A 25,251-nucleotide genomic window follows, 5' to 3' on the forward strand; every position below is an offset into this window, starting at 1 on the left:
AAGGAGTGACGCGCCTAATGTTTATGGGAGAATACGAACATACAATCGACGCTAAAGGTCGCGTCATTTTGCCTGTCAAATTTCGGGATGAACTCGGGCCAACCTTCATCGTTACCCGAGGTTTGGAAGGCTGCCTTTCCGTTTACACGATGGAAGCATGGATGAGGTTTGCCGGAAGTTTAAAACAGTTGAAGGCATCCAAGGAAAACGTCCGTGCTTTCCAGCGATTCGTCTTTGGCAGTGCTGCTGAAGTCGAATTCGATAAGCAAGGCCGTATCCTTATTCCGGCTACTTTGCGGGCCTATGCGAAGCTGGTTAAGGATGTGACCGTTCTGGGGACAGGAGACAAGGTCGAAATTTGGAGTAAAGACGCATATGAAGCCTATGTTGCCAAGACTGTTCCGGCCATGGAAGAAATCGCCGAAAGCCTCGACGATTTCCTGAACCTGGACTTTTAGGAGGAATTATGGATTTTCACCACGTCAGTGTTCTTCGTAAGGAAACCATAGCCAATTTAATAACTGATACCAGCGGCGTTTACGTCGACTGTACCCTCGGCGGCGGCGGTCATTCCAGAGCTTTGGCTGATCAGCTGACAGGACAGGCGACGATCATTGGTCTTGACCAGGACCGCGATGCCATTGCAGCGGCAACGGAACGCCTGGCTGATACCTCGTGCCGACATATTTTCGTGCAGCGAAATTTCAGGTATATATCGGAAGTCCTCGACGAATTGGGAATCGATACCGTCGACGGCATCATGTTTGATCTCGGCGTATCGAGTTACCAACTGGATACACCGGACCGGGGATTTTCTTATATGCAGGACGGGCCGCTCGACATGCGCATGGATCGCAGCCAAGGCCGCAGCGCTTACGATATCGTCAATGGCTACAGTGAGGCCGACTTGTACCGTATCATCAAGGATTACGGGGAAGAGCGGTGGGCTAAGCGCATTGCCGAATTCATCGTGAAAGAGCGTCAGGAAAAGCCCTTGGAACGGACGGAAGAGCTGGTTCAGGTCATTAAAAAGGCTATCCCGGCCGGCGCTCGCAAAGACGGGCCGCACCCGGCAAAGCGAACGTTTCAGGCCATCCGAATCGAAGTCAATGACGAATTGGGAATCTTAAAGGATTCCCTGGAACATGCCGCTCAGCGTTTAAAGCGAGGAGGACGTTTGTGTGTCATTACCTTCCATTCATTGGAGGATCGTATTGCAAAACAGACGCTGCGTCTTTTGGCGACTGATTGTATCTGTCCGCCGGATATGCCGGTTTGCACCTGCCATCATCAGGCCATCCTAAAAGTAAAGCGACAACCCATTTTACCGTCGCCGGAGGAACTGGATTTGAATCCGCGGGCCCGCAGTGCAAAACTTCGCGTCGGTATCCGTAAATGAAGGAGCCTAGCTAATGATTATTGAAATGGATGTGTTGCGTATGCTGGCAAGGAAAGTCGGAAATTTACATGAAGAAAGAAGCGTTCCCCTGTGGCAGTCGGCTGCAGTACAGGTTATTCAGCAGGGAGCCGTATATATTCTGATTCCCATTGGAATGATCGCAGCGATTGCCATCGCCACTATTCTCATTACGTCTTGGACGTATCAGAAAAGCGGCGAACTCATGGAATTAAAACTTCAAGCACAGCAGTTACAGCGGGAAAATGAACAGTTGCGAGTCCAAATTTCCAAATTGGAAACGCCGGAACGGATTTATACGACGGCGACGAAACAATTGGGAATGGTGGCACCATCACGTATTCTCTACGGGAATCAAAGCGATCAGGCCGCAAAGGGGAACCGTCGATAATTGCTTTAATGAGAGGTCGACGCACTTTTGTGCGACGACCTCATTGTTATTTATCCAATAAAGCTGTACAATGTAGAACAGTACAATGAAATGAACCGTCAAGGAGGTTCTATAATAATGACAAAAACAATAGGTGAACTTTGTAAGCAACTTAAAGGTATTTATAATCTCAGCGGTAGCGCGGATACGGTGGTTACCGGCATTTCGTCGGACTCCCGGGAAATCGAAGCGGGCTACTTATTCGTCTGCATTTCCGGCGCTCACGTCGACGGGGCTGCTTTTGCAGCTCAGGCGGTCGAAAAGGGTGCCGTCGCCGTTTTGACGACGAAACATCTCGACCTGCCGTCGAGCACGGTCCAGATCCAGGTCCCCGACATTCACCATGCCTTAGAAGACATGGTCCCGTTCTTTTATGACTATCCCGGCAAAAAGATGCGCATGATCGGCGTCACCGGCACCAACGGCAAGACGACGACGACTCACATCATCGCCCATATCCTCCGTTCTGCCGGCCATCACGTCGGCGTCATCGGCACGATTCACGCCCTCATCGACGATGAAGAACTGCCCATTCACAATACGACGCCGGACGTCGTCGAACTCCAGCGCTTTTTGGCCCTGATGTATGAAAAGGGCATGACCCATGTCGTCATGGAAGTGTCCAGCCACGCCTTGGCCTTAGACCGCGTCGCCGGCATCGAATATGATACGGCGGTCTTTACCAACCTCACGCAGGACCATCTCGATTTCCATAAGACCATGGAAAATTACGTCGCTGCCAAAGCCAAGCTCTTCCAGAGCCTGACCGCTGCCGACCATGTCAAGGAAAATAAAACGGCCATCGTAAACGTCGATGATCCGTGGTCCAAACAGATTCTCCAGGCCTGCCACTGCCAGGTCTTGACCTATGGTGTTGAAAAAGATGCCGACCTCAAAGGCTCGAATTTAAATGTCGAATTGAAACGCTCGTCCTTCGACGTCGTCGGCCCCTTTGTCAATGTCCATCTCAATATGAATATTACCGGCCTGTTCAACGTTTACAATACCCTGGCTGCTATCGGTGCTGCTCATGCCGAAGGCATCGACGAAGCGACCATCGACAAGGCCATTCAGACCTTCCACTCCGTAGCCGGCCGTTTTGAACTCGTCGAAGCCGGTCAGCCCTTTGCGATCGTCGTCGACTATTCCCATACGCCGGACAGCCTCGAAAAGGCTTTGGAAACGGCGCGGGCCATGAACCCCAATCACGTCATTGCCGTCTTTGGCTGCGGTGGTGACCGCGACCGGACCAAACGCCCCATCATGGGCCGCATCGGCGCAGAACTTGCCGATATTCCTATCGTCACCTCGGATAATCCGCGGTCGGAAAATCCTGACGCCATCGTCGCCGAAGTCGAAGAAGGCGTAAAACAGGGACTCAAGGCCGGACAGCACCATGAAGTCATCGTCAATCGCCGTGAAGCCATTTATCGCGCCGTCGAACTGGCACAAGAAAACGATATCATCGTCATTGCCGGCAAAGGTCATGAAACGTATCAGATCTTAAATGACGGCACGATTCACTTTGACGATCGCGAAGAAGCGCGCAATGCCGTTCGCGATCTGCATCGAGGAGATAAATAATGGCTGATTTTACCAGTGAAGAAGTACAGAAAGCGACGGGAGCCCGTCTGCTCTCTTCCGTAGGGAGCGTGCTTTTTCATGACGTTTGCACCGATACCCGGGCGGTTGAAAAGGGCTCCCTTTTCGTCGCCTTCAAGGGGACCTCTTTTGACGGCCATGATTTCGTCTTAAAGGCCCTCTCGTCGGGCGCAGCCGGCGCCGTCGTTTCGGAACTGCGGCCGGAATATAAGGGAGCTGCCGTACCGATTTTCGTCGTTCCCGATACGCTCAAAGCTTATCAGGATTTGGCTCGCTTTCACCGCCGCCGTTTTTCCATTCCCGTCATCGCCGTAACCGGCTCGGTAGGGAAGACGTCGACGCGCAATATGATTGCCGCCGTCTTGAGTAAAAAATATAAGGTACTGCAGACAGAAAAGAATTATAATAATGAAATCGGCCTGCCCAAGACCTTGTTCCAGCTGACCGCAGACCACGAAGCCTGCGTCGTCGAAATGGGCATGCGCGGCCTCGGACAGATTGCCGAATTGGTCGATATCGGCGAGCCGACCATCGGCGTCGTTACCAATGTCGGCAAGAGCCATATCGAGCTCTTAGGTTCTCAGGAAAATATTGCCAAGGCCAAGTCCGAATTGGTCCAGGGCCTCGATGCCAATGGAACGGCTATCTTAAACGGGGACGATCCTTTCGTGGCCCCGATGCAGGATCTCTGCCAAGGCCGGTCCATCCTCTACGGAACGGGAGAATCGGCTCATATCCGGGCCGAGAACATCGTCTGTGATGAAAAAGGCGTTCGCTTTACTTGCCACTGCTTTGACCGCACCTTTGACGTTTCCGTTCCAGTCATCGGCCGCCACAACGTCTATAACGCTTTAGCGGCGATTGCCGCCGGCTATGTGACTGGTCTCAGCGACTCGGAACTGCAAGCAGGCCTTTCCGCTTACCGAGGCATGGCCATGCGCCAGGAACTCCTGCACCTCGGGCCTTATACTTTCATCAATGACACCTATAATGCCAATCCAGCTTCGATGGCTGAAGCCATCCGCACCTTGGACCTCTTGACCAAGGGCCGTAAGATTGCCGTTCTCGGCGGTATGGGTGAACTCGGCGACTGGGCCAAAGACGAGCACCGGGCCATCGGCCGCTTAGTGGCCGATATGAAGCTCGACGCCCTCATTACCATGGGTGATCTGGCCGACGATATTGCTCTGGCAGCCCGGGAAGCCGGCATGGAAGCCGTCTATACGACGACGACCCATGAAGAAGCGGCACGACAACTGAAAACTTTGATCCGCCATGGCGATACCGTCCTGTTAAAAGGTTCGCGCAGCTTTGCTATGGAAAAAATACTGCCCTATTTTGAAAGGAAGTAATGTGAATGTTTAAAATGCTGATTTTCAGCTTCATCGTCAGCCTGGTCATCGGCCTTGTCCTGGGACCTTTCGTCATCAAAAAACTGAAACAGTTCCACGCCCGCCAGTCTGAACGGGAGGAAGGGCCGGAAAGCCATAAGTATAAAGCCGGCACACCGACGATGGGGGGCATCCTCATCCTGACGGCGCTGACCGTGGCCTGCCTGCTCTTTGATCCGATGGAAATCAGAAAGGCCCTGGCCTTATTCCTGACCCTCGGTCACGGCGTCATCGGCTTTTTAGATGACTCCATCAAGGCCGTCAAACACCGCAACCTGGGCCTTACGGCAAAACAGAAACTCGCCGGCCAGTTCGTCATGGCTGCCGTTTTCTGCTACATCCTCCAAGCCTTCCTTCATTTTCCCACGACCTTGTGGATTCCTTTCACGTCGATTACCGTTGACTTAGGCTGGTTCTACTACCTCTTCGTCTTCGTCATGATCGTCGGTGCCAGCAATGCCGTCAACCTGACCGACGGACTCGATGGCTTGGCAGCCGGTTCGTGCTCGATTACGGCCGTTGCCTACGTCGTCATCGCCGTTGCCCTGGGCTATACGCATTTTGCCATTTTCAGCACGGCCCTGACCGGTGCCTGCCTGGGCTTCTTGTTCTATAACCAGCATCCGGCTAAAATGTTCATGGGCGATACGGGGTCCCTGGCTCTCGGCGGCGCCTTAGCAGCCATGGCTATTCTGACCAAGACCGAACTCTTACTCATCTTGGCCGGCGGCCTCTACGTTCTCGAAGCCTTGTCGGTTATCATCCAGGTCATTTCCTTTAAGACGCGGGGCGTCCGGGTCTTTAAGATGAGCCCGATTCATCACCATTTTGAACTGTCCGGTTGGAGCGAAGTAAAAGTCGTTACTGTCTTTTGGAGTTTTTCGGCGTTGATGGCTATCTTGGCGATTATCGTCGTCATGGCAGGCAAGTAACGATCGCCTTTTCCCATTGTTAAGACCATATTTTACATAAAGCAGGTGTAGGTAATGAGCATCATGGATTTTTCTGGAAAAAAATTTTTAGTCATCGGCGCGGGCATTAGCGGCCGTGCCGCTTCACTGGCCTTGGCAGATCACGGGGGGACCGTCGTCCTCAATGACATGAAGGCCATCGATGTGAACGAACAGCCCTGGCCGGAATTGGCGTCTCATGGCGTGAAATTCGTCTTTGGAAGTCAGGAAACGAGCCTCCTCGACGGCATGGACGTCGTCGTTCCGTCGCCGGTCATTTCTCCGGAAATTCCCATTATGAAAGCAGCTGCTGCCAAAGGGCTTCCCATTTGGAGCGAAGTCGAAGTCGCCTGCCGCGTTACCGATGCCGACATCATCGGCATTACCGGTACTAACGGCAAGACGACGACGACGACCCTGGTGGGGGAAATCATGAAAGCTACGGGTCGTCAGACCGTCGTCGGCGGCAACATCGGCTACGGCCTTTCGGAACAGGCAGAAGATCTTCCGAAAGACGCCGTTGTCGTAGCCGAACTTTCCAGTTTCCAGCTCGAATTTACGCGTACGATGAAGGCCAAAGCGGCGGTTATCCTCAATATCACGCCGGATCATTTGGACCGTCATCATACGATGGAAGCCTATAGTGCAGCGAAAGAACGAATTTTCCTCAATCAAGACAAGGGCGATTATGCCATCCTCAATTACGATGATGACCGCGTCCGGGCCATGGCCGATGCCATGACCGGCACCGTCCGCTACTTCTCGACAAACGGCGAAGTCCCTGAAGGAGCCTTTTATCGGGACGGCGACCTTATTCTGCGCCATGATGGGCAGGATACCGTCGTCTGTGCTGAATCGGAGCTCCATCTCTTTGGCAAGCATAATATACAGAATTGCTTAGCGGCCATTCTCTTGACCTATGCTGCCGGGGCTTCCCTGGACGTCATTAGACAGGTCCTGCGATCCTTCAAAGGTGTGGAACACCGACTTGAAAAAGTCCGGACCATCCACGATGTGACTTATTATAATGACTCCAAGGGTACCAATGTCGACGCCTCGATGAAGGCTTTGGATGCCTTTCCCCAAGGCCACCTCATCCTCATCGCCGGTGGTTACGATAAAAAGACGGCTCTCGATGACTTCATGGCCTTAGCGGCTAAACGCGTCGATACCCTGATTCTCATCGGCGATGCCGCCGACCGCTTTGAAGCTGCCGCTAAAAAAGCGGGTATTGCAGATATCCGTCGTACCGGTTATAGTATGGAAGGTGCGATTATGTTAGCTCGCAGTATTGCAAAAGCTCCGCAATCCGTCCTTCTTTCACCGGCTTGCTCGAGCTTTGATATGTATGATAATTTTGAACAGCGTGGCCGTGTCTTTAAAGGCATTGTCAACGCGATCTGATACTTATAGTAAAACAGACGACAGGAGGCAGGAACATGCGTCGAGTTATTATTTCCGGAGGCGGCACAGGCGGCCACATCTACCCGGCTATTACCATTGCCCGGGCGATTGCCGACATTGAGCCCACCGAATTTCTCTACGTCGGCTCCAAAATCGGCCTGGAAAATACCTTGATTCCAAAAGAAGGGTTGCCCTTCGTTACCCTCGACGTGCGGGGCCTCGAACGGAAGATTTCCGTCCGCAACCTGGTCACACTCGGGAAGACAGCAGCCAGTCTGATTAAGGCAGAAGGCATTATCCATAAATTTAAACCGGACGTCGTCATCGGTACAGGTGGTTTCGTCTGCGGCCCGGTCCTGTTGGCCGCAAGTCTCAGCGGTGTACCGTCACTGATCCAGGAACAAAACGTCATCCCCGGCGTTACCAATACGATTTTGAGCCGCTTTGTCAATCGCGTTGCTCTCGGTTATGAAGAAGCTGCCGAGCGTTTTCGCAGAAAAAGCATTCTCGTTTATACAGGCAATCCCGTCCGCAAGGATATTTTGACGGTTACCCGCGAAGAGGGCCGGAAAAAACTGGGATTGGATCCCCATAAATTCACCCTCCTCGTCGCCGGCGGCAGCCGCGGTGCCCGCAGCATCAACACGGCGATGATCGAGGTTCATAAACATTTTCGCAACGACGATACAATACAGATCCTCCACGTTACCGGCGATCACGAATACGACCGCGTCGTAAAGCAGCTGTCAGGCATCGAATGCCGCGGCCGCTACGGTAAGGGGAGCCGCATCATCCCGTATCTTCACCACATGCCGGAAGCCCTGGCTGCCTGCGACCTGGCCGTATACCGGGCCGGTGCCGTCGGCCTTGCTGAGCTGACCGTCCGCGGCGTACCGTCGATTCTCATTCCCTATCCCTATGCAGCCGAAGATCATCAGCGCTACAATGCACAGGCCCTGGTCATGTGCGGAGCCGCCAAGATGATCCTCGATAAGATGCTGACCGGGCGGGAACTATTGGAAGAAATCATTCACTTAAAAGACGATCCGTCGGCCCTGGCTGCCATGGGCAAAGCCAGCCGTTCGATGGGCAAGCCTCAGGCCGCTCAGGATATTGCTGAACTGGCCTTGTCGATTGCCCGAAACCGTCGTCCGTAACAGGAGAGAAGAAGGGTGTGGAATAAACCTATGGTTAATCTGAACGATGTGACAAACGTTCATTTTATTGGAATTGCCGGAGCCGGAATGCGGGCAATTGCCAATGTTTTTATTGAAAAAGGATATCGCGTATCCGGCTCAGACCTCAAAGCCTCGCCTGTAACGGAGCAGTTTGCCAAGCGCGGAGCCCGTATCTGCATTGGCCAAAGCCCTGACAATTTGCAGGATGCCCAGGTCGTCGTCATTTCGTCGGCCATTCGCGACAACAACGTCGAACTCGTTGAAGCACGGCGCCGGCAGATTCCGGTCATCCACCGTTCCGATGCGCTGGTTCACATCATGAGCTGGGGCAAAGGCATCTCGGTGGCCGGTGCTCACGGCAAGACGACGACGTCGTCCATGCTGGGCCAGGTCTTTGAAGAATGCCGGCAGGACCCGACCATCGTCATTGGCGGGGAAGTCGACTACCTGCACAGCAACTCGATTTTAGGGAAGGGGCAGTACGTCATTGCCGAAGCCGATGAAAGCGACGGCACCTTTCTCAAACAGCATCCGTATATCGCCGTCGTCACTAATATTGACGCCGACCACATGGATCATTACAACTCTCTTGATAATGTCATCGCCGCCTTTAAGGAATTTATCCAGAAACTCGATCCCGAAGAAGGCTTGGCCGTCTTGTGTTTTGAAAATGACAAGATCCGCGCCATGGCGCCTGCCATCGGACGGCGCTACGTTTCCTACGGCCTCGAACAGCCGGCGGATTACCAGGCAAGAGATCTTCACTACCTGAAAGGAAAACTCCACTTTGGCGTCTATAAGGGCGGCCAAAAGATGGGCGATATGGTCTTAAATGTACCGGGCCGGCATAACGTCTTGAACGCTTTGGCGACGACGGCCGTTGCCGATGCCTGCGACCTGCCTTTTGAAGAGGTAGCCGCTGCCATGAGCCATTTCCATGGGGCTAAGCGCCGGTTCCAGACCAAGGGCTTTGTCGGCGACGTTTGGGTCGTCGATGACTATGCCCACCATCCGACGGAAATCAACGCTACCCTGACGGCGGCCCGCGACATGGGAACACACCGCGTCGTCTGTCTCTTCCAGCCGCACCGCTATACGCGGACCCAGCTCCTTCTCGAACAGTACGGCAGTGCCTTTGCCAAGGCCGATAAACTGATCGTGACCGATGTATACAGTGCCGGTGAAGATCCCATTCCCGGCGTATCGGGCGAACTCATTGCCAAAAAGGTCAAGGAGACGACGGGACAAGACGTCACCTACATTCCTCATAAAGAGGATTTGGTTGCTTATTTGAAAGAAACCTCGAAGCCCCTCGATTTAGTCATCACCATGGGTGCCGGAGATATTTATAAAGTCGGCGAACAGTATATTGCCGAAGCGAAAGAAATGGAGAAATAACGCATGGAAGACATGAAAGGTAAACATATTGCCGTCGTCGTCGGCGGCCCTTCGACAGAAGCGGAAGTATCGCGCCGCACGGGAGCTGCCATTGCCGAAGCACTGAAGAAAAAAGGCTATGCCATCGAAACGATTGAACTCGTGCCGCATACCTTAGCAGCCACCTTGAAAGAAAAGAAGATCGACGTCGTATTCAACGCCCTTCACGGCCGTTACGGCGAAGACGGCGTCCTCCAGGGCCTGTGCGAAATGATGGGCATTCCCTATACCGGCCCGGGCGTCATGGCCAGTGCCGTCGGCATGAATAAGGTCATGAGCAAGGCCGCCTTCAAGGGCGCCGGCATTGCTACCGCTCCCTTTTCCTATTACTTTGCCAATCAAGATCGCAAGGCTATCATCGCCGATATTGAAAAGCAGTTTTCCCTGCCCGTCGTCATCAAGTCGTCCGGCCAGGGTTCGAGCATCGGGACGGTCATCGTAACGGCTCGGGAAGAACTGGAAGCAGCCCTTGAAGAAGCTTTTAAGTACAGCACCTCTATCGTAGCCGAAGCTTTCATCGACGGCGATGAATTTACCGTTGCCGTCATGGACGGACTGGCCTTTCCGGTCATTCAGATCGTATCCAGCACGGGGAAATACGACTTTTATTCGAAATACGAACCGGGGATTGCCAAGCACATCTGCCCGGCTCCGATTTCACCAGCTTTGACTAAGGAAATGCAGGATCTGGCTTTAAACGTATTCCGCCTGTGCCATTGTAGCGGCGTATCCCGCGTCGATATGATGACCGATAAAGAAGGTCATCCCTTCGTCCTTGAAATCAATACTGTACCGGGGATGACGGCGACCAGCCTGGTTCCTGACGCAGCTCGGGCTATGGGCCTTTCTTTTGAAGATTTGTGCGAAAAGATTTTGCTCGAAGCATCGGTAGGTAAATTCTAATGAAACAGCATCCATATCCGGGAAGGCGGCCGCGAACGGTAGTGCCGAACGATCCTCATGATGTCTTTGTGCCTCCTCATCTTGACAGGGATCCCTTGCGCAGCGATGAGGATATGAGACAAGCTGAAGAAGAGGAACGTCGCCGTCAGCAGCTGCGGCAGGCTGCCCGACTGAAGAAAAAAAGAAAGCAGCAGAAAAAAGCGCGTGCCCGCCGGCGCAGATGCACCATCATCCTGGGCGTCATCGGTGTCTTTGCCTTGTGGCTGTTCCTGCGGTTGGCACCGGTTCCCTTTGGCACGATCATCGTTGACGGCAATGAAAATATGTCCTTTGACGATGTGTACCGCGCTGCCGGAGCCTATTCCTACGTCAACGTCGTCCAGTTGTCGACAGACGGCATCGAAGAACGGCTGAAAAAAGACCTGCGCATTGCCGATGCCACCGTAACCCGGGAATTTCCGGCGACGATTCACATCGAGTTGACCGAACGCAAGCCGGCAGCCATCATTACGACGCTCTACGGCTTTGCCTACGTCGATAAGACAGGAAGGGTCATCGACTTAGAACCGCAGATTAAAGGTGTTTCCCTGCCGATCATGACCGGGAAGAAGGTAGACAACCTGCTCCTGGGCGATCCGACCCTTCAGGCAGCCATGGCATATCTCCAGAGCCTGCCGCCGGATCTGCTTAAAACGATTGCCGAAGTAAACGTCGGGAATCCCGAAAGCATCGTCGCCTATACGACCGATTCCATTCCTATCCGCCTTGGTAAGGGCGATGACCCGGCCGAACGGGCCAAGATGACGGAAACGTTGCTTACGGAAGCCAAAAGCAACGGAATCAACGTCCAGTATATCGATACCGATCTGAGGGCGCCGGCCATTAAGGCAAAATAAAGGCGCTTGTGGCCTTGATTTTTAAAAACAGCTAGATAATTTTTCTAAGATAGTGTAAAATAATAAAGAATCCTACTGCACAAGGTGTGCGTATAGAGTCCGAAGGAGGAAAATGCGATATGGCAGAGTTTGCGAATATAAAAGTAATTGGTGTCGGCGGCGGCGGTAACAACGCTGTCAACCGTATGATAGAAAGCGGTTTACAGGGTGTCCAGTTCATCTCGGTCAACACGGAAGACCAGGTACTGGAAGTATCCCAAGCCGATGTCAAAATTCAAATCGGTGAAAAATTGACACGCGGCCTCGGCGCCGGTGCCAATCCTCAGGTTGGTGAACAGGCTGCCCTTGAAAGCAAAGAAGAAATCATCAAGGCTCTCCAAGGTGCCGATATGGTATTCGTTACGGCCGGCATGGGCGGCGGTACCGGTACCGGTGCAGCACCTATCGTAGCTGAATGTGCTAAGGAAATGGGCGCCCTCACGGTCGCTGTCGTTACCAAACCGTTCTTATTCGAAGGTAAGCGCCGCAGAGAAGTTGCCGAAAAAGGTGCCGACTACTTGAAAGAAAAAGTCGATACCATCATTACCATTCCTAATGATAAACTGCTCCAGATCATCGACAAGAAGACGCCCCTTAAAGACGCTTTCCTCGTCGCTGATGACGTACTCCGCCAGGGCGTCCAGGGCATTTCCGACTTGATCACGACGACCGGTCTGATCAACCTCGACTTTGCCGACGTCAAGACGATCATGTCCGACCAGGGCGAAGCCATTATGGGTATCGGCATCGGCTCCGGTGAAAACCGTGCTGTCGAAGCTGTCGACGGTGCTATCCACAGCGCCCTCTTAGAAATGAGCATCGACGGCGCTCAGAGCATCCTGCTCAACGTCACCGGCGGTCCGGACGTCAGCTTGTACGAAATCAACGAAGCTGCTGAAAAAGTGGCTGAAGCCGTTGATCCGGAAGCCAACATCATCTTCGGTTCGGTCATCGATCCGGACATGGAAGATTCGATCCGCATTACGGTCGTCGCTACGGGTTTCGGTAAAGAACCGTCTTCGATTCCTTCTTTCGGACAGGGAACGGGCGGAACGACAAAATCCGGCGATAAAAAAGATAGTGCCGGCGGCGTAGAAATTCCTGCGTGGATGAGATAATCAGCATGAAAAAAAGCGGATCCCGGCGGACCCGCTTTTTTTAAAAATATCGTCGGAAAGAAGGTAGGGAAGAAGGATGAGATGCCCATTTTGTCAATGTGCAGATACAAAAGTAACCGATTCACGGGCAACCGATGATGGCAAGGCCATCCGCCGCCGGCGCGAATGCCAGGACTGCGGCCGTCGGTTTACGACGTATGAGATGGTCGAAGAAGTGCCCCTCATCGTCGTCAAGAAAGACGGACGCCATGAACTGTTCGACCGCAATAAATTGATCAACGGCCTGCTTCGGGCCTGCAACAAGCGGGAAGTCACGCGCCGACAGCTGGAAGAAATTGTCACCAAGGTTGAACGCAATATCCGCAATACACTGGCTCAAGAAGTATCCAGTGAAAAAATAGGGGAAATGGTTCTGCGCGAACTGCGCTCTGTCGATGCCGTTGCCTATATCCGCTTTGCTTCCGTATACCGCGAGTTTGCCGACTTAGAAAGTTTTATGGCTGAATTACAGTATCTCATGGGTACGAAAGAGAAAAAATAAGAGATTGAATCGAGGAACGCTATGACAGAAAATTACATCGACCACTTTTTTTATCATGTCTTGCCGAACCTGAAAATTGCCGTCATCGGAGATATCATGGTCGACCGCTACATCTTTGGCAAGGTCGAACGCATTTCACCGGAAGCACCGGTGCCGGTCAATAAAGTCGATCACATGACGTCGGTCTTAGGCGGGGCAGCCAATGTCGCCTCCAACCTGGCCAATTTGGACTGCCATGTCTTATTAGGCGGTCTCATTGGCGACGATGAAAACGCCGATTTGCTCCACGATTTATTGACCGAGTCTCATATCGACGGCTCTGGTCTGGTCGTGCGAAAAGACCATGCGACGACGACTAAGATGCGCATCCTTGGCTCCCGGCAGCAGATGGTCCGCCTCGATTTTGAAGAAGTGACGCCTTTAGCCGAAAAGGAAGAAGAAATCCTTCTCAACTGGCTGCATCAGCAGCTTGCGACGGGCCTCGATGGCATTATTCTGTCGGACTACCAAAAAGGCGTTCTCACCGATTCCTTGTCTAAAAAAGTCATCGAAGCCGCTAATAACGCGCATATCCCAATCCTGGTCGATCCCAAGGGCAGCGATTGGAGCAAATATAACGGTGCCGACTTCGTGACGCCGAATATGAAAGAATTAGGTGACTGCCTGGGACGCTCCGTTGCCAACGAAGGCCAGGCCGTCGTCGAAGCAGCAAGTTCGCTGTATAAACAGTATTCCTTTGCCCACCTCATGGTGACCCGCTCTGAAAAAGGCATCACCGTCGTCGGAAAAGATGGCAAAGTCTGGAACAATCCGGCCACGGCCCAGGAAGTCTTTGACGTATCCGGCGCCGGCGATACCGTTGCCGCAGCCTTTTTAGCAGCCGTTGCCGGAAAATTGTCGATTCGCACCAGTCTGCAGATTGCCAATGCCGCAGCCGGGATCGTCGTCACCAAGGTCGGGACCTATCCCATTCATCGCCACGAGCTCCTGAAATTATGGGAAGATTGGCATCCCGTTCGTTGGCAGCCTTATCAGTCCCTTACCTGGGAGGAAATGGCCCAAAAGATACGGGATTGGCAGCAGAAAGGGGAAACCGTCGTCTTTACGAACGGCTGTTTCGACATTCTGCACCGCGGTCACGTCCTCTACCTGCAGCAGGCAGCCATGCTGGGCCAGCATCTCGTCGTCGGCCTCAACTCCGACGACTCTGTACGGCGCCTCAAAGGGGAAACGCGGCCCCTCGTAGCCCAGGAAGACCGGGCCGTTCTGCTCGGAGCCCTGGGATGCATCGATGACGTCGTCATCTTTGAGGAGGATACGCCGAAGGAACTCTTAGAAGTCCTCCGTCCCGATATCCTGGTCAAAGGCGGCGATTACAAGGCCGATGAAGTCATTGGCCGCGAGTCCGTAAAGCGCGTAGAAATCATTTCCTTTGAAGAGGGGTATTCGACGACGGGACTCGTTCAGAAAATAGCTGATTTGGTAAAGAAGGGGAAAATATGAAAATAGTAACAGGCGGTGCCGGTTTTATCGGCAGCAATATCGTAAAGCAATTGAATAATCGGGGCATCGACGACATCATCATCGTCGACGACCTGACCGACGGCCGCAAGTGCCGCAACCTTCAGGGCCTCGATTTCTTTGACTATATGGATTACGCCGACTTCGATGAACAGATGGCCGATGATACCTTTGACTGCGGCTACATCGACGTCGTATTCCACGAAGGGGCCTGCTCGGATACAATGAATTACGACGGCCGCTACATGATGAAGAATAACTACGAAGGCAGCAAGAACCTCCTGCGCTACTGCATGAGCCGGAAGATTCCCTTCCTCTATGCGTCGTCGGCATCGACTTACGGCAGCGGCAAGAATGGCTTCCGTGAAGACCCGTCGTGCGAAGAAGCCCTCAATCCCTATGCCTATTCCAAGCTTCAGTTCGACCGTTTCGTCCGCCGTGTTCAGCCTATCGCCAAGAGCCAGATTGTCGGCTTCCGTTATTTCAACGTCTTCGGACCGCAGGAAAACCACAAGGATAAGATGGCTTCTCTGGTTTACCAGAAATACCATGAACTCCAGGAAAAAGGGAAGATCACCCTCTTTAAAGGGACGGCAGGCTATGAAGACGGCGGTCAGATCCGCGACTTCATCTATGTAAACGACGTCGTCAACGTCATCTTCTATTTCTGGGAACATCCGGAACTGTCAGGCATCTATAACTGCGGTACCGGCGTCGGCCATACCTTCAATGAATTTGTCCAGGGTGTCATCGACTACTGCGGCAAAGGCCATATCGAATACGTGCCTTTCCCGGATATCCTCAAGGGCAAATATCAGAGCTATACCCAGGCCGATACGGAAAATCTCATGAAAGCCGGCTATGACAAGGGCTTTACCATCTTGTCGGAAGCCGTCAAGGAATACTGCAGCATCCTCGATAAGAACGGCGGCTATTTCGCATGAGAAAGGCTGTCTTTTTCGACCGCGACGGCGTCTTGAACGTCGATAAGTCGTACCTTGGCTTTATCAAGGATTTTGAATGGATGGACGGGGCCAAAGAGGCCCTGGCCTATTTGACGGCCGAAGGCTATGCCATCATTGTCGTCACCAATCAAAGCGGCGTGGCCCGCGGCTATTATACCGAAGACGATGTAAAGACCCTTCATGACTGGATGTGCCGTGAAGCCGCCGCTGCCGGCGGGACGATTACGGCCGTTTACTACTGCCCCTATCTTGAAGGAGCGCCGATAAAAGCTTATGATAAAAAGAGCGACTGGCGCAAACCGGAACCGGGGATGGTCCTGGCCGCGGCCCGCGACTATGATATCGACCTGTCCCAATCCTTTATGATCGGCGATATGACCCGCGACGTCGAATGCGGCCGCCGGGCCGGCATGGACGGCTATTTGTTTACCGGCGGAAGGCTCGATGATTTTGTGCGGACCATTGTCACAGAAAGGAACGACCGTGAAAGGGTATAACAACATATTGGTCATCAAGATGAGTTCCCTGGGTGACGTCCTTCATTCGCTGCCGACGCTCTATGCCCTGCGACAAAATTGTCCCGATGCCCGCATCGTTTGGGCCGTTCATAAACAGTTTGCCTCGGTTTTGCCGGGAAAGCCCTACATTGACGACGTCATCTATGTCGACAAAAAGCGGCTGAAATCGCTGTCCTACTGGATGGAACTGCGAAAAAAACTCCATCCATACCATTTCGACCTCTGTCTCGATTTGCAGGGCCTGGCCAAGAGTGCCATCGTCGCCTTCCTCAGCGGAGCCAAAGAGAAATACGGCTACTGGGAAATGCGCGAAGGGAGCTTTTTAGTCAGTAAAGGCCTGGTCGGGGCGCATAAATACGACCACGTCATCGAGCGCTATCTCGATACGGTCCGGGCCTTAGGCGGTCATGTCGACGACTTGGTTTTTCCGCTGCCCGATATTACGATTGAAAAAAGCGACTGGCGCCGGAGATTGGCTTCTGACGGCCTTAAAGGGCCTTACGTTGCTGTCGTTCCCGGTGCCCGCTGGGACGTCAAAGAATGGCCTCTGGACCACTGGAGCCGCTTTTTAGCGCGCCTGACCGATAAGGGCCTGTCAGCCGTCATCTTAGGCGGCAGGGACGATCAGGAGAAGGGGCGCAGGCTGAAAGAACAGGATACGTCGGGCCAGGTCTTTGACTATACGGGCCAGACGGATCTGCGCCAGCTCATGGCGGCCATCGATGAAAGTCGGGTCTATATCAGTGCCGATACGGGACCCCTTCACATCGCCAATGCCCTCAAAAAGGAACTCATCGCCCTTTTTGGAGCCACGTCTCCGGAACGGACCGGACCTTACGGGGGAAGGGACCGTTCTTATATCCATCTCGTCATTTCGCCGACGTCGAAAGCCACGCCGGAAGAACCTCTCGTCGACGATCCGGACTGCATGGCCCAGATCACCGTCGATACGGTGTGGAACCTTTTTGAAGAGGTACTGAAGAAGGTGGAACCATGATTAATTTACGCAAGAAAAAAATAATTGTCACCTTTCTCATGCATCTTGGCGATCTCATTCTCATCACGCCGTTCCTGCAAGTCCTGCGCCGCCATGCCCAGGGTTCTGATATCACCCTCGTCGTCGACGAAAAAGTGGCCGACGTCGTCCGCTACAACCCCGATATCGATCACTTGATCACCATCGATAAGAAGGGGAAGGACAACTCGATCAGCGCCTTATGGCACATCGGCCGCCGCCTGCATCAACAGCACTATGATATTTTGATTAATCTGCATCCTAATGAACGGACGTCCTTTTTGGCGGCGTCCATTCAAGCCAAGAAATTCGTCGGCATGAGCCATTTCCTGGCCCGCCCGCTGATGAACCGCTATACGCGGCTGGACCGTATCCATCTCCACGCCGCCGATATGTACATCAACGTCCTGGCCCAGCTCGGCATCGACGACTATCGAAGCGACGGACTACAGTTTCCGACTTCAAAGGCCTGGGATGATAAGGCAGCTGCCTTTTACGAATCCCACGGCGTCTCTCCGGCCGACAGCCTGATTGGCTTCAACATCGGCAGTGCCGTCCCACAGAAACGGTGGCCGGCCAAACGCTTTGCCGCCGTTGCCGACTACTTTGGCCGGCGGGGCTTCAAATGCGTCTTCTTCGGCGGCGACATGGATCTCGATATGGTAAAGGAAGCGACGGGCGAGATGGCCTCAAAACCGATTGTCGCTACCGGGGCGTTTACCATTGGCGAACTGGCATCGGCTATCCGACGCTGTGCCTTGTTCATCACTAATGACAGCGGCCCCATGCATATCGCCGTCAGTCAGAGAGTGCCCTTGGTCGCCCTCTATGGGCCGAGTAATCCCAAGCTCTACGGTCCCTATACCGACCGGGCCATCGTCCTCGAATCGACGGACCACTATGAAGTCGGCAAGAGCATGAAGAAAATTATCCGCGAAGGTAACTATAAAGGTATTTCGGTGATTCCCATGAGCCAGGTCATCGCCGCAGGCGAAGAACTCCTGAGCCGCTATTATGGAAGAACATAAACTTGTATTCTATTTGGAGGTGTCATGTCATGAAAAAACTTATTTTAACGGCGACATTGGCAGCATTTGCCATTACGACCGCAGCGTGGGCAGCCCCTATCAAAAACGAGCAGCCCGGTGATTTGAAAGCCAACATCAACTATGGATTTGACCAAAAAGAAGGTCACGGCGACGCTAAGAGCCGCTTTACCGGCGGCGACGTCACTTACGTCATCAACGATCGTTGGAACCTCGAGTACATCAACAATTATACGAAAGGCAATGATTCCCACAAGATCAACGAAAACTATCTCGTCGGCAACTATCGCCTGACGGAATACCTTTCGGCCTATGCCGGTGCTTCTTACATCAAGACCGACACGTATGATTCGAAAAAATCCTACGGCTACCAGGTCGGCGTCCGCGGTCAGGTCCCCATTACTGAACGCTGGCAGGGCTTTGCGTCCATCGGTGTCGGTGATGACGCCAATACCTACGAAATCGGCGTCGGCTACGACATTACGCCGCAGTGGGACGCTCATCTCAAATATCGCCGCAGCAGCATCGATGTCGACAACTACGATGACGACGTCCGCGGCTGGCAGGTCGGTATGGGCTATAAGTTCTAACGTTGACAATTTGTCAGCCTGTCCCGTATAATGTATCAATGACATGTGCTGTGGTTGAAAGTCGATGTCAGTCGCAGACGAAGCGATCCACGTAAGGTGCCCAAAGCGGTACTGATCATAGTGCGGCCTAGAAGTAAGCCCTGCCGCGTCATAAAACGCGAGAGGATTATTAGTGGGGGACAACAGTCTATGAGCAAGGGTCCCAGCAGGCGAGTGTGGGGGTAAAGACCAGGTCAGGCATGTCACAATGATAAGGTCTCGCATAAAGGCTCGTGCCGCTATGCGGGGCCTTATTTTTTCCCTATATTAAATTACGCTTTAAGCGGCATAAATAGTCGTTTTTTGTTTGACGGATGATTATTCGTATAGTAAAATATAAGGGATTTATGTATTAGCCTAAGGAGTGGAGTCATAATGGATCGCGAGTGGTTAGAGCATGAGATCAACAGAAATCCCTTTGACACCTTTATGCAGTTCCATGTTGCCAAGGCTGAACAGGAGTGTACTGTTCTCACCTTTGAGAATAAGGGCTCAAAATGGGACAATCCCAATGGTACGATGTACGGTGGCGTGCTGTATTCTATGGCTGATTCGGCGATGGAAGCTGCCTGTGCCGTTCACGGCAAGGCGGTCCTGACCCTGGATTTGGGCATGAATTATTTGCGCCCGGCCTTTGCCGACACGATCATCCGTGCCGAAGCAAAAATCATTCACAACGGCCGTACGACGATGGTCGCTCTTTGTGATTTTTACGATGATGACAATCGCTATTTGGCGCACGGCAAGGGAACCTTCTTCGTAACCGGGCCTTACAGCGGTGATGAACAAGGAGGTGCGGCCAATGGATGAACCTCATAGTGGCAGCAGTTTGTCTAACTCTGCCAGGATGCATGCCATCATCGAAGGCATTTATGCCAAAACGCCGTATTTCAAGAGCATGCCCTGCACGATCGAAACGGTAGCTGTCGGCCGCGTCCGCGTCGGCTTTGACATTAGCCGCCATATTTGTAATTATCGCAATATTGCTTCAGGCGGTGTCCTGGCAGCCTTCTGTGATACCCTCATGGGTATGGCCTGCCGGACGATGGGTTTTCGGGTAACGACCCTGGAAATCAATATGAATTACGTCCGCAGTGTCAACAGCGGCGAGCACGTTACTGGTATCGGACAGGTTCTCCATCAAGGCAGGAATACGATTGTCGTCGAATGCGAATGCCGCGATACCGACGGTAATGTTGTCGTGAAAGGGCGGTCGTCCTTTTACATTTTAAAAAAAATCGATTAATATGATATTCACGTATTACAGGGAAGGTTGGTTAGTACAAGATGGATTTTGCTTATAACGACGAACAGAAAGATATCATCAAAGTCGTCCGCGACTTGGTGCAAAAAGAAATCGTCCCCTACGCTGCAGAAATGGATGAAACGGGAAAACTCCATGAAGGGCTGTTGGACAAATTGGCAGCACAGGGGCTATTGGGCGTCGCTATTCCGGAAGAATTTGGCGGAGCCGGACTGGATGCGATTACCATTGCTGGTGTTTATGAAGAATTAGCTAAAGGCTGCGGCGGCGTCGCTACGACGGTAGCTGCCAATGCGCTGGCTTCGTACCCGGTTATCTTGGCCGGTAACGACGACCAGAAGAAACGCTATTTTGACGTCATCAATGAAGATAACCTGGCTGCGTTTGCCCTGACCGAACCGGGAACCGGTTCCGATGCAGGTTCCGTATCGACACGGGCTACCAAGACGGAAGACGGCAAAGGCTATCTCTTGAACGGTACTAAGTGCTTCATTACCAACGGCGGCCTGGCCGAAATCTTTGTCGTCTTTGCCAATACCCGCAAAACCGGTGGTATCCGCGGCCTTACGCCGTTCATCGTCCGCAAGGGCACGCCGGGCTTTACAATCGGCAAAGAAGAAAATAAAATGGGCATCCGTGCATCCAACACGACGGAACTCATTTTTGACAACTGCTTCGTTCCTGTTGAAGACCGCTTAGGCCGTGAAGGCAGCGGTTTCCGCATCGCCATGGCAACCCTTGACGCAGCTCGTCCCTTCGTCGGTGCCGTTTCCGTCGGTATCGCTGAAGCAGCCTTCCGGGCTTGCTGTGAATACGCGAAAGTCCGCGTACAGTTCGGCAAACCGATTGCGTCCTTCCAGATGGTCCAGGCTATGATCGCCGATATGGCCATGAAGGTCGAAGGCGCTCGTCTCCTCGTCCACCGCGCTTGCTGGATGAAGGATCAGGGCATGGACTTCAGCCGCGAAGCTGCGATTGCTAAGTGCAACGCTTCCGACGTCGCTATGCAGGTTACGACCGATGCTGTTCAGGTCATGGGCGGCTACGGCTACATCAAGGAATACCCCGTTGAAAAATACATGCGCGATGCCAAGATCATGCAGATCTATGAAGGCACCAACCAGATTCAGCGGTTAGTTATTGCCAATAAGACACTTTACTGATACAATGTATCGTGAATTGAATAGCGGTTTATTATGACGATGATAAAGAGGGCATGAAGGCACTTCCGTTTACAGGAAATCCGGGTCATGGATTGAGAACCCGGTAACGGAAGCTTCATGCGTTCACTTTAGAGTCTCCTGCTGAACGGAGTAGGCAGGACGGGTGTTCCCGTTACAGGATATGAGAGAATCAAGTAGGGTGGTACCGCGGATAAGACTTTCGCCCCTTAGGGGGCGGGAGTCTATTTTTTATGTACCTTGCCAGTAGGAGGAAAACCATGATCAATGAGAAGATTGAGGCTATTAAAACGGCCGTAATGGAAGAACTCGCCAAGAGCGAACATTTGCAGGATATCCAAGATATCCGCGTCAAGTTCCTGGGGAAAAAAGGGGAACTGACGGCAATCATGAAGGAAATGAAAAACTTTTCCAAGGAAGATCGGCCAAAAATCGGCCAGTTAGTCAATACGGCACGCAATGCCATTGAAGAACAGTTAACGGCTAAATTGGAAGAAGTCAAAGCCAAAGAATTGGCAGCGAAAATCGAATCAGAAAAAATCGACATCACCCTGCCGGGCCGTAAACCGGCTACGGGTCACGAACATCCCCTCCATCAGACCCTGCGCCTCATGGAAGACTCCTTCCTGCGCATGGGCTTTTCCATCGTCGAAGGGACCGATATCGAATCGGACTACTACAACTTCCAGTGCCTCAATCTGCCGGAAGACCACCCGGCACGAGACATGCAGGACTCGATGTACATCACCGACAACATCCTCCTCAGGACCCATACATCAGGGATGCAGGCCCGGACCCTCCAATCCCATAAGCCAAACGAACCCTTTAAGATCATTGCTCCCGGCAAGGTATATCGCTGCGACTACGATGCGACCCATTCGCCGGTCTTCCATCAGATGGAAGGCATGATCATCGATAAGAACATTCGCTTCTCCGACCTCAAGGGCATGCTCGAAGACTTCCTTCGCGACATCTTCGGCGAAGATACGAAAGTCCGCTTCCGGGCCAGCTACTTCCCCTTTACAGAACCGAGTGCCGAAGTCGACATTTCCTGCGTCATGTGCGGCGGCGAAGGCTGCCGCGTCTGCTCCCATACGGGCTGGTTGGAAATCCTCGGCTGCGGCATGGTAAACCCCAACGTCCTGCGGCTGAACGGCTATGATCCGGACGTCGTTACCGGCTTTGCTTTCGGCATGGGCGTCGAACGTATCGCCATGCTGAAGTACGGCATCGACGACCTGCGTCTGTTCTATGAAAACGATATGCGGTTCTTGAACCAGTTCTAATTTCGGGAGGGAAAAAGATAATGAAAAGCTCTTTAACATGGATGCAAGAGTATGTCGACGTCGATATGAATCAAGACCCGCAGGCTTTTGCAGATAAATTGACGATGGCCGGCATTCCTGTCGAACAAGTTGAATATTGGGGACGGGACGTCAAAAAAGTAATGACCGGCAAGATCCTTCAGATCGACCGCCATCCGGACGCCGATAAACTCGTCGTCTGCCAGGTCGACATGGGGGATGAACAACTCCAGATCGTTACGGCTGCGACCAACGTCCGCGTCGGCCAGATCGTTCCCGTCGCCGTTCACGGCGCTCATCTGCCGGGAGGCACCAAAATCAAGCGCTCGAAGCTGCGCGGCGTCCTGTCCAACGGCATGTTCTGCTCGGCTCACGAATTCGGTTTCGATGACAGCCTGCTCCTGCCGGAAGAAAAAGAAGGCATTTGGATCCTGCCCAGCGATACGCCCCTTGGCGTCGACGCTGCCGAATACATGCAGGTCCGCGACGTCGTCTATGAATATGAATTGACGGCCAACCGCGCCGACTGCTTCTCCATGGTCGGCCTGTCCCGTGAATTTGCCGCCCTCAGCGGAAAAGAAGCCCGCTATCCGGACATTTCCGTCGTCGAATGCGATACGCCCATCGACGGCAAAGTCAAAGTCTCCATCGATGACGAAGAATTGTGCAGCCGCTATACGGCGCGTCTCCTGCTGAACGTCAAAATCGGCAATTCGCCCTTGTGGATGCAGCAGCGCCTGCGTAAATACGGCGTTCGCCCCATCAATAACGTCGTCGATGCGACGAACTACACCATGATCGAATTGGGGATTCCTCTCCATGCTTATGACTACGACAAAGTTTCCGACCACCATCTCATTGCTCGCCGCGCCAAAGATGGGGAAGCTATGAAGACCCTCGACGACACGGACCGTACCTTGACCGACAACATGCTGGTCATTGCCGACCCGGAAAAAGCCTGCTGCATCGCCGGCATCATGGGCGGCCTCGATTCCGAAGTCACGAAAGAAACGACGTCGGTCATCCTCGAATGCGCTTCCTTCAAAGGTTCCAATATCCGCCATACGGGACGGATGCTTGGCCTTCGTTCCGAAGCTTCGGGTCGCTTTGAACGAGGCCTCGACTCGGATAGCTGCATCGCCTCCATCAACCGATGCGCTCAGCTCCTCCAGGAAATGGGTGCCTGCGACGTAGCCCGCGGCATCGTCGACGTCTATCCGAATAAACCCGCCGTCCGCCGCATCGCTTTCTCGGCCGATCGGATCAACGCCTTCTTGGGCACGGATATCCCCGAAGCTGACATGATCGACTTACTGGAACGCCTCCAGTTTGGCATCGAAAAAGACGGAACCAATCTTACGGCTGTCGTTCCCAGCTATCGCGGCGACTGCACGGAAATGTCCGATATCGCTGAAGAAGTAGCTCGTATCTACGGCTATGAAAACATTCCGTCCACCCGTCCGGCAGCCCCGATTTCGAAAGGGGAAACGGGCTTCCGCCACGAAGTCAATGAACGGATTTCGACGATCCTCAGCCGGGCCGGCCTCAATGAAACGGTCACCTTCAGCTTCATGCATCCCGACCAGCTCCAGAAGCTGCTCTTTACCGAAAGCGATCCTGTCTACAAGGCCGTTCCCATCCTCAACCCGATTACGGAAGATTTCCCCCTCATGCGGACGACCCTCATCCCGACCCTGATGGATGTATTGGTCCGCAACCAGGCTGTTAAGAACGCCACCGTCGGCATCTATGAAATCGCCCCGGTCTACCGTCCGAAACAGCTGCCGCTTACGGAACTTCCGGAACAGGAAGACTGCGTTACCGGCCTTCTTTACGGCCAGCGGACGGATAACTCCTGGCCCGGCAAGGCTGAAAACTACGACTTCTATGACGTAAAAGGCATGGTCGAAGCCGTTCTCGAAGGTCTTGGCGTTCAGGCCGACCTCGAAGTATCCGACTTCGCACCCCTCCATCCGGGCAAAGCTGCCCGCTACGTCAAAGACGGCAAGGTTCTCTGCGACTTCGGCGAACTCCATCCCAAGGCCCTCGACAACTACGACGTCGCAGGTCCGGTCTACCTCTTTGAAATGCACCTGGATGCAATCATGCCCTATGTCAGCCTCCTGCCCGATTACCACAAGGTAGCCAAATTCCCGGCTTCGAGTCGCGACCTGGCCTTCCTGGCACCGGTAGAAACGGCTAACGCCGACATCGTCCGCATCATCAAAGAAGACGGCGGCGAACACCTGGAAGCCGTCCGCCTCTTCGATATGTACACGGGTAAACAGGTTCCCGAAGGCTATAAGAGCCTGGCTTACTCTTTGGTATTCCGTTCCGAAGAAGGAACCTTGACCGACGCCGATATCACTGAACCGGTCAATGCCATCGTAAAAGACCTCGAAGAAAAGTTCGGCTGCCAGCTGCGCTGATGTGAATAAAGATGCCGTGGCCTTCAGAGTACGATAACGGCCGTCGGAATAGAAAACTGGGGAATAAAGGACG

24 protein-coding genes are annotated in these 25,251 nt (G+C 53.1%); all 24 read left to right on the forward strand.

Annotation, left to right across the window (positions count from 1 at the left end):
* The first annotated feature begins 17 nt into the window (after positions 1 to 17).
* The 24 genes from mraZ to pheT all read left to right on the forward strand — a co-directional run bounded on the left by mraZ (position 18) and on the right by pheT (position 25,178).
* Positions 18 to 458 carry a division/cell wall cluster transcriptional repressor MraZ gene (mraZ, locus tag HMPREF3201_RS10355; RefSeq protein ID WP_044504228.1) on the forward strand — a complete coding sequence of 147 codons (441 nt, stop codon included), beginning with the start codon at positions 18 to 20 and terminating at the stop codon, positions 456 to 458.
* Positions 459 to 466: 8 nt separating this feature from the next.
* Entirely contained in the window at positions 467 to 1,399 is a 933-nt protein-coding gene (rsmH, locus tag HMPREF3201_RS10360) for a 16S rRNA (cytosine(1402)-N(4))-methyltransferase RsmH (protein ID WP_062412994.1), read from the forward strand.
* A gap of 13 nt (positions 1,400 to 1,412) precedes the next feature.
* Positions 1,413 to 1,808: a cell division protein FtsL gene (gene ftsL, locus HMPREF3201_RS10365; RefSeq protein ID WP_062412995.1), complete on the forward strand. Its 396-nt coding sequence runs from the start codon at positions 1,413 to 1,415 to the stop codon at positions 1,806 to 1,808.
* A 117-nt stretch (positions 1,809 to 1,925) separates the two neighbouring features.
* Positions 1,926 to 3,431, forward strand: coding sequence for a UDP-N-acetylmuramoyl-L-alanyl-D-glutamate--2,6-diaminopimelate ligase (locus HMPREF3201_RS10370; protein ID WP_062412996.1), 1,506 nt, complete (start codon positions 1,926 to 1,928; stop codon positions 3,429 to 3,431).
* Positions 3,431 to 4,801, forward strand: a complete 1,371-nt coding sequence (gene murF, locus HMPREF3201_RS10375) for a UDP-N-acetylmuramoyl-tripeptide--D-alanyl-D-alanine ligase (RefSeq protein ID WP_062412997.1) — start codon at positions 3,431 to 3,433, stop codon at positions 4,799 to 4,801. Before HMPREF3201_RS10370 ends, murF begins: the two co-directional genes overlap by 1 nt.
* A 5-nt stretch (positions 4,802 to 4,806) precedes the next feature.
* Positions 4,807 to 5,772, forward strand: coding sequence for a phospho-N-acetylmuramoyl-pentapeptide-transferase (mraY, locus tag HMPREF3201_RS10380; RefSeq protein WP_062412998.1), 966 nt, complete (start codon positions 4,807 to 4,809; stop codon positions 5,770 to 5,772).
* Positions 5,773 to 5,826: 54 nt separating this feature from the next.
* Positions 5,827 to 7,194 (forward strand): UDP-N-acetylmuramoyl-L-alanine--D-glutamate ligase, encoded by a 1,368-nt coding sequence (gene murD, locus HMPREF3201_RS10385; RefSeq protein WP_062412999.1) that lies wholly within the window; start codon positions 5,827 to 5,829, stop codon positions 7,192 to 7,194.
* Positions 7,195 to 7,229: 35 nt separating this feature from the next.
* On the forward strand, positions 7,230 to 8,351 hold the full coding sequence (murG, locus tag HMPREF3201_RS10390; protein ID WP_062413000.1) for an undecaprenyldiphospho-muramoylpentapeptide beta-N-acetylglucosaminyltransferase: 1,122 nt from the start codon (positions 7,230 to 7,232) through the stop codon (positions 8,349 to 8,351).
* A 30-nt stretch (positions 8,352 to 8,381) separates the two neighbouring features.
* A complete protein-coding gene (gene murC, locus HMPREF3201_RS10395) occupies positions 8,382 to 9,770 on the forward strand; it encodes a UDP-N-acetylmuramate--L-alanine ligase (RefSeq protein ID WP_062413027.1) in 1,389 nt (462 codons plus the stop codon).
* A gap of 3 nt (positions 9,771 to 9,773) precedes the next feature.
* Positions 9,774 to 10,712: a D-alanine--D-alanine ligase gene (locus tag HMPREF3201_RS10400; protein WP_082709435.1), complete on the forward strand. Its 939-nt coding sequence runs from the start codon at positions 9,774 to 9,776 to the stop codon at positions 10,710 to 10,712.
* Positions 10,712 to 11,608 carry a cell division protein FtsQ/DivIB gene (locus tag HMPREF3201_RS10405; RefSeq protein WP_062413001.1) on the forward strand — a complete coding sequence of 299 codons (897 nt, stop codon included), beginning with the start codon at positions 10,712 to 10,714 and terminating at the stop codon, positions 11,606 to 11,608. Before HMPREF3201_RS10400 ends, HMPREF3201_RS10405 begins: the two co-directional genes overlap by 1 nt.
* Before the next feature lie 119 nt (positions 11,609 to 11,727).
* Positions 11,728 to 12,765, forward strand: a complete 1,038-nt coding sequence (ftsZ, locus tag HMPREF3201_RS10410) for a cell division protein FtsZ (protein ID WP_044504219.1) — start codon at positions 11,728 to 11,730, stop codon at positions 12,763 to 12,765.
* A gap of 76 nt (positions 12,766 to 12,841) precedes the next feature.
* A complete protein-coding gene (nrdR, locus tag HMPREF3201_RS10415) occupies positions 12,842 to 13,306 on the forward strand; it encodes a transcriptional regulator NrdR (protein ID WP_062413002.1) in 465 nt (154 codons plus the stop codon).
* A gap of 21 nt (positions 13,307 to 13,327) precedes the next feature.
* A complete protein-coding gene (rfaE1, locus tag HMPREF3201_RS10420; RefSeq protein WP_062413003.1) occupies positions 13,328 to 14,809 on the forward strand; it encodes a D-glycero-beta-D-manno-heptose-7-phosphate kinase in 1,482 nt (493 codons plus the stop codon).
* Entirely contained in the window at positions 14,806 to 15,771 is a 966-nt protein-coding gene (gene rfaD, locus HMPREF3201_RS10425; protein ID WP_062413004.1) for an ADP-glyceromanno-heptose 6-epimerase, read from the forward strand. The genes rfaE1 and rfaD overlap by 4 nt, the downstream gene beginning before the upstream one ends.
* Positions 15,768 to 16,289: a D-glycero-alpha-D-manno-heptose-1,7-bisphosphate 7-phosphatase gene (locus HMPREF3201_RS10430; RefSeq protein WP_062413005.1), complete on the forward strand. Its 522-nt coding sequence runs from the start codon at positions 15,768 to 15,770 to the stop codon at positions 16,287 to 16,289. Before rfaD ends, HMPREF3201_RS10430 begins: the two co-directional genes overlap by 4 nt.
* Positions 16,276 to 17,307, forward strand: coding sequence for a glycosyltransferase family 9 protein (locus HMPREF3201_RS10435; RefSeq protein ID WP_062413006.1), 1,032 nt, complete (start codon positions 16,276 to 16,278; stop codon positions 17,305 to 17,307). The genes HMPREF3201_RS10430 and HMPREF3201_RS10435 overlap by 14 nt, the downstream gene beginning before the upstream one ends.
* Positions 17,304 to 18,353 carry a glycosyltransferase family 9 protein gene (locus HMPREF3201_RS10440; RefSeq protein WP_062413007.1) on the forward strand — a complete coding sequence of 350 codons (1,050 nt, stop codon included), beginning with the start codon at positions 17,304 to 17,306 and terminating at the stop codon, positions 18,351 to 18,353. Before HMPREF3201_RS10435 ends, HMPREF3201_RS10440 begins: the two co-directional genes overlap by 4 nt.
* A 29-nt stretch (positions 18,354 to 18,382) precedes the next feature.
* Entirely contained in the window at positions 18,383 to 18,961 is a 579-nt protein-coding gene (locus HMPREF3201_RS10445) for a porin family protein (RefSeq protein ID WP_062413008.1), read from the forward strand.
* Between the two features lie 414 nt (positions 18,962 to 19,375).
* Entirely contained in the window at positions 19,376 to 19,810 is a 435-nt protein-coding gene (locus HMPREF3201_RS10450) for a PaaI family thioesterase (RefSeq protein ID WP_062413009.1), read from the forward strand.
* Positions 19,803 to 20,246 (forward strand): PaaI family thioesterase, encoded by a 444-nt coding sequence (locus HMPREF3201_RS10455; RefSeq protein WP_062413010.1) that lies wholly within the window; start codon positions 19,803 to 19,805, stop codon positions 20,244 to 20,246. The genes HMPREF3201_RS10450 and HMPREF3201_RS10455 overlap by 8 nt, the downstream gene beginning before the upstream one ends.
* A gap of 41 nt (positions 20,247 to 20,287) precedes the next feature.
* Entirely contained in the window at positions 20,288 to 21,427 is a 1,140-nt protein-coding gene (locus HMPREF3201_RS10460) for an acyl-CoA dehydrogenase family protein (RefSeq protein ID WP_062413011.1), read from the forward strand.
* A gap of 278 nt (positions 21,428 to 21,705) precedes the next feature.
* A complete protein-coding gene (gene pheS, locus HMPREF3201_RS10465; RefSeq protein ID WP_062413012.1) occupies positions 21,706 to 22,731 on the forward strand; it encodes a phenylalanine--tRNA ligase subunit alpha in 1,026 nt (341 codons plus the stop codon).
* 20 nt (positions 22,732 to 22,751) lie between these two features.
* Positions 22,752 to 25,178 (forward strand): phenylalanine--tRNA ligase subunit beta, encoded by a 2,427-nt coding sequence (pheT, locus tag HMPREF3201_RS10470; RefSeq protein ID WP_062413013.1) that lies wholly within the window; start codon positions 22,752 to 22,754, stop codon positions 25,176 to 25,178.
* Positions 25,179 to 25,251 lie beyond the last annotated feature (73 nt).

The organism is Megasphaera sp. MJR8396C, assembly GCF_001546855.1.
In the GTDB taxonomy this organism is placed as follows: Bacteria; Bacillota; Negativicutes; order Veillonellales; family Megasphaeraceae; genus Megasphaera.

What these genes read in the sequence shown, in the direction of transcription:
- mraZ (WP_044504228.1), top strand. Translation starts at nt 18, where the DNA reads ATGTTTATGGGAGAATACGAACATACAATCGACGCTAAAGGTCGCGTC.
- rsmH (WP_062412994.1), top strand. Translation starts at nt 467, where the DNA reads ATGGATTTTCACCACGTCAGTGTTCTTCGTAAGGAAACCATAGCCAAT.
- ftsL (WP_062412995.1), top strand. Translation starts at nt 1,413, where the DNA reads ATGATTATTGAAATGGATGTGTTGCGTATGCTGGCAAGGAAAGTCGGA.
- HMPREF3201_RS10370 (WP_062412996.1), top strand. Translation starts at nt 1,926, where the DNA reads ATGACAAAAACAATAGGTGAACTTTGTAAGCAACTTAAAGGTATTTAT.
- murF (WP_062412997.1), top strand. Translation starts at nt 3,431, where the DNA reads ATGGCTGATTTTACCAGTGAAGAAGTACAGAAAGCGACGGGAGCCCGT.
- mraY (WP_062412998.1), top strand. Translation starts at nt 4,807, where the DNA reads ATGTTTAAAATGCTGATTTTCAGCTTCATCGTCAGCCTGGTCATCGGC.
- murD (WP_062412999.1), top strand. Translation starts at nt 5,827, where the DNA reads ATGAGCATCATGGATTTTTCTGGAAAAAAATTTTTAGTCATCGGCGCG.
- murG (WP_062413000.1), top strand. Translation starts at nt 7,230, where the DNA reads ATGCGTCGAGTTATTATTTCCGGAGGCGGCACAGGCGGCCACATCTAC.
- murC (WP_062413027.1), top strand. Translation starts at nt 8,382, where the DNA reads ATGGTTAATCTGAACGATGTGACAAACGTTCATTTTATTGGAATTGCC.
- HMPREF3201_RS10400 (WP_082709435.1), top strand. Translation starts at nt 9,774, where the DNA reads ATGGAAGACATGAAAGGTAAACATATTGCCGTCGTCGTCGGCGGCCCT.
- HMPREF3201_RS10405 (WP_062413001.1), top strand. Translation starts at nt 10,712, where the DNA reads ATGAAACAGCATCCATATCCGGGAAGGCGGCCGCGAACGGTAGTGCCG.
- ftsZ (WP_044504219.1), top strand. Translation starts at nt 11,728, where the DNA reads ATGGCAGAGTTTGCGAATATAAAAGTAATTGGTGTCGGCGGCGGCGGT.
- nrdR (WP_062413002.1), top strand. Translation starts at nt 12,842, where the DNA reads ATGAGATGCCCATTTTGTCAATGTGCAGATACAAAAGTAACCGATTCA.
- rfaE1 (WP_062413003.1), top strand. Translation starts at nt 13,328, where the DNA reads ATGACAGAAAATTACATCGACCACTTTTTTTATCATGTCTTGCCGAAC.
- rfaD (WP_062413004.1), top strand. Translation starts at nt 14,806, where the DNA reads ATGAAAATAGTAACAGGCGGTGCCGGTTTTATCGGCAGCAATATCGTA.
- HMPREF3201_RS10430 (WP_062413005.1), top strand. Translation starts at nt 15,768, where the DNA reads ATGAGAAAGGCTGTCTTTTTCGACCGCGACGGCGTCTTGAACGTCGAT.
- HMPREF3201_RS10440 (WP_062413007.1), top strand. Translation starts at nt 17,304, where the DNA reads ATGATTAATTTACGCAAGAAAAAAATAATTGTCACCTTTCTCATGCAT.
- HMPREF3201_RS10445 (WP_062413008.1), top strand. Translation starts at nt 18,383, where the DNA reads ATGAAAAAACTTATTTTAACGGCGACATTGGCAGCATTTGCCATTACG.
- HMPREF3201_RS10450 (WP_062413009.1), top strand. Translation starts at nt 19,376, where the DNA reads ATGGATCGCGAGTGGTTAGAGCATGAGATCAACAGAAATCCCTTTGAC.
- HMPREF3201_RS10455 (WP_062413010.1), top strand. Translation starts at nt 19,803, where the DNA reads ATGGATGAACCTCATAGTGGCAGCAGTTTGTCTAACTCTGCCAGGATG.
- HMPREF3201_RS10460 (WP_062413011.1), top strand. Translation starts at nt 20,288, where the DNA reads ATGGATTTTGCTTATAACGACGAACAGAAAGATATCATCAAAGTCGTC.
- pheS (WP_062413012.1), top strand. Translation starts at nt 21,706, where the DNA reads ATGATCAATGAGAAGATTGAGGCTATTAAAACGGCCGTAATGGAAGAA.
- pheT (WP_062413013.1), top strand. Translation starts at nt 22,752, where the DNA reads ATGAAAAGCTCTTTAACATGGATGCAAGAGTATGTCGACGTCGATATG.